This is a genomic window from Vannielia litorea (assembly GCF_018424695.1).
Taxonomy (GTDB): Bacteria; Pseudomonadota; Alphaproteobacteria; order Rhodobacterales; family Rhodobacteraceae; genus Vannielia; species Vannielia litorea_A.
The window spans coordinates 1-3,377 of sequence record NZ_QTNQ01000168.1 but is presented as its reverse complement, the minus strand read 5'-3'; the positions used below and the strand labels follow the sequence as shown (position 1 = coordinate 3,377).

Here is a 3,377-nt window from a genome sequence, read left to right as displayed (position 1 = left end):
ACCCTGCGGACCGGGGGGCTGGCCCCCCGGTCCGCAGGGTCGCCCAGCGGGCCGCCCATCAGGTCTTCGATGAACAGGCTCATCAGTTGCGGCCGCCCGCTGACACCCGCCTTGCGATACACCGCCGCCGTCTGCGCCTTCACCGTGCCCTCCGAGGTGCTGCGCAACCCGGCGATCTCCGCCGTGCTCATTCCCTTGATCGAAAACAGCGCCACGTCGCGCTCCGCCGGGGTGAGGCTCCATGCCTCGAACCTGTCTTCCAGCAGATCCATGAAGGCCCCCGAGGCCGCGCGCATACTGTCTTCCAGCCGTGCCGCCCGCTCGTGGCTGCGCCGCAGCGCCACCGCCCCCAGCCCCACGCCCAGCACGAGCCCGAGCGCCGCACCAAGCTCGATGTATTCGCTGATCTGCCAGCTCACCGGCGCATAGCCGAGCACCGAGCTCAGGATGTTCGACAGGAAGAAGACGGCGCAGAGCACCTGCACCGCCAGTATGGCACCTATCAACAGCCTCGATCTCACCGGCCTTCAGTCACTCACTCGTCATCGTCTTCTTCATCATAGTCATCGTCCTCCTCCGAGTCGCCGCCGCCCGACTCGCCATCATCCCCCTCGTCGTCATCCTCATCGTCGTCATCGTCGTCATCATCATCGTCATATCCGCCCCCGCCCGGGCCGGAGTTGCCACCGCCGCCTTCATCGTCATCGCCCTCGTAGGGGTCCACGATCTGCGGCGCTTTCGGGCCGTCACCGGAGCCACGGCGCACCGGGCGGATGTAATCTCTCAGGATCTCGCCGGTTGCCGGGTTCACAACGATCTCTCGGGTGTAATCCCGGCTCGACGCGGTGATGCGGGCGCGGCCCAGCAGCGTGCGGCTGACACGGATGCGCTTGAAGCCCTGCTCGGAAAGCTGCGCCACGATCTGCTCGGTCACCGTGGCCGCCGCCGCCGGGGCCGGCGCCGAGAGCGCCAGCGTCGTGCAAATCAGCAGGGAACGAAGAAGGGGCCGCGCCTTCATGCGCGGGCCTCGGCATCCACGACCGGGCCGCAGGGCGGGCGCCGGGTGCCACGCATCAGGGTCTGGGGGAGCGGCTCAGGGCGAATCTCGGGCATCCTTCGGCAAGCGGTGAACATGCCCCGTTTCAGCACAAAGCGCGGGATCGCGCCATAAACTCAGGTTCAAATGGCGTAAACCCGCGGCCAATCGGCCCGGATTACACCTCCTGCGCCGCCGCCCGGGCCACGGCGTCAAGGTCCATGCCCGGTTCGCCCACCGCCACCCAGGCCGCGCCCGGCGCCAGCCAGCGCACCATCTCCACCCCGTCAAAGCTGCGCGGCGTGAACTCGGGGGTGGCCTCCCCCTCCCGCGCCAGCACGCAAAGCGCCATCACCTGGCCGCCTGCATCGGTGTAGAGAAGCTGCGCCACGGGCTTGCCACCGGCCACCAGCAGCCGCGCGCCCTGAAAGGTGAAGCCCGAGGCGGTGAGGTCTGGCACGCTGAAGGGCACGCCGGTTTCCTTGCCAAGCCAGGCCTCGATATGGTCCTGCTCGCTGGCGGGCACCTCCGCAAGGTGCCGCACCTGCCGGGCATAGACCCGGTGATAATCGGCAATCTCGTCCATCCAGCCCCGGGTGGCATGGCCATCGGCCAGCTCGGTGCCGGGCGCAAATACCCGTGTCAGCAGCGCGCCCGCTCCCGCGCCCACCATCAGCAGGGCGAGCACGGCAGCGATCGAGGCCGAGAAGATCGGGCGGCGATCGAGGTTGGCCGGGGTAAAGACGGGCGGCGGCAACTCTTCGCGCGGGGCGGCCCCGCCCGGCGGAATGGCGCCCATCGCCGGCGTCTCGGGCAGCGCGTCGCCCTGCCCTTGCACGGCGGCCTGCCCGGGCACCCCCGGCTCGGCCCGCGCCACGTCGGGCGCGGGGGCGGGATCTTCACCCATTGGCGTCGCAGCGGGCACCGTCGGCGTGGCAGGTTCCACCCGCGTGCCCGGCGTGGTGGTGGCCGAAACCGTGGCCGCCAGCGCGGGCGGCAGCGGCGCGTCGAGCAGCGCGTCAAAGGCCAGGCCAATCTCGTCATCCAGCGCGCCCGCTGCCTCGATCTCGGCGGCCAGCTCCGGGTCGGCGGCGGCCTCGGCCTCCAGCCGCGCGGCATCCTCGGCGCTCATCTCGCCGTCGAGGTAGGCCGAAATCCGCTCCATGCGATCCACCATCACGCCGCCTCCCCCGCCAGTGCCGCCCGCAGCCGTGCGCGGGCCGCCGACATGCGCGACATCACCGTGCCCGCCGGAATATCCAGAATTGCCGCCGCCTCGGCATAGCTGTGGCCCTCCACCGAAACGAGCAAGAGTACCGATGAAAGCCCCTCTGGCAGCGCCATGATCTGCGCCATCACCTGCCCTGCGCGGGTGTTCTCCTCGCCGCCCGCGTGGCTCACCAGCTCGGCGGCCTCCTCTGCAGGCACCGTGCCCTCGCCGGTCCGCACCTGCCGCTTGCGCATCTCCGATGTCCAGAGATTTCGCCCCATGGTGTAGAGCCACGGCAGCAACGGCTGCTCGGGGTTCCACTTGGGTGCGTTGGTTATGGCGCGTTCGCAGGTCATCTGAACAAGGTCATCGGCCTCAGAGGGGTGGCGCGTGAGGCTGAGCGCAAAACGCCGCAGCCGCGGAAGGCTGGCCAGAAGCTCGGCCTGAAAATCTGTCGCGTCGGGCTGCACGCTGCGGCCTCCTCGGGGCGGGTCGCGCCTTCCGGCGCGTTTGGCCCGTTAGACCCCAAAGCCCGGGTACGATGCAACCGCCCGCGCGAAGATGCGCCCGGGCGGTTGTCTTTGGGGCAGGCAGGGATGAGGCCTGCCCCGTCGCGCTGTGGCCTGGGGATCAATAATCCACCGCCACCCCGCCGATCGCCTGCATCAGGCTGGCATAGGCCCAGGTGTCCTTGCCGCCGCGCAGGGCGATCTCTTCGAGCTGCTCGGTCGCACCGGCAAGGTCACCCTCGGCAGCCAGGCCCTGGCCCATGTAGGAGCGGGCGAGGATGTAATCGGGGTTCACCTTCAGCGCGGCCTGGTAGAAGCCCATCGCGGCGTCGGTGTCGCCCATCTTGCGGTGGGTGAAGCCCTTGTAATTCAGGATGCGCGGGTCGTTCTGGTCTTCGGCAGCGGCCAGCACCATCAGGGCGCGGTCATACTTGCCGTTGTAGGCCAGCTCGCGGGCGGCATTGTAACGGTCGTCATCGGTGACGGCTTCCGACTTGGCATCGAGGCACTTGGCGGTCTTCTCGTCGAACACCTGGCCTTTCTCGCACTTCACCGTGGTCGAGGTGGAGGTGGGCGGGGTGGTGCTGTCAGAGCCGGCGGCAAAAATCGGGGCGGCCAGGGC

At 69.3% G+C, this 3,377-nt stretch carries 5 protein-coding genes; all 5 read right to left on the bottom strand.

Annotated features, from left to right (window positions below; all coding sequences use genetic code 11):
* Positions 1-506 (bottom strand): helix-turn-helix transcriptional regulator (locus DYI42_RS23600; RefSeq protein WP_244868117.1); only part of this gene is annotated, 506 nt, incomplete at its 3' end.
* A 29-nt stretch (positions 507-535) separates the two neighbouring features.
* Positions 536-1,018: a hypothetical protein gene (locus DYI42_RS23595; protein ID WP_244868116.1), complete on the bottom strand. Its 483-nt coding sequence runs from the start codon at positions 1,016-1,018 to the stop codon at positions 536-538.
* A 196-nt stretch (positions 1,019-1,214) separates the two neighbouring features.
* Entirely contained in the window at positions 1,215-2,213 is a 999-nt protein-coding gene (locus DYI42_RS23590) for a zf-HC2 domain-containing protein (RefSeq protein ID WP_213549528.1), read from the bottom strand.
* Positions 2,213-2,716: an RNA polymerase sigma factor gene (locus DYI42_RS23585; RefSeq protein WP_213549526.1), complete on the bottom strand. Its 504-nt coding sequence runs from the start codon at positions 2,714-2,716 to the stop codon at positions 2,213-2,215. The genes DYI42_RS23590 and DYI42_RS23585 overlap by 1 nt, the downstream gene beginning before the upstream one ends.
* Positions 2,717-2,876: 160 nt before the next feature.
* Positions 2,877-3,377, bottom strand: a 501-nt coding sequence (locus DYI42_RS23580; protein ID WP_244868115.1) for a tetratricopeptide repeat protein, incomplete at its 5' end; no start/stop codon positions are given.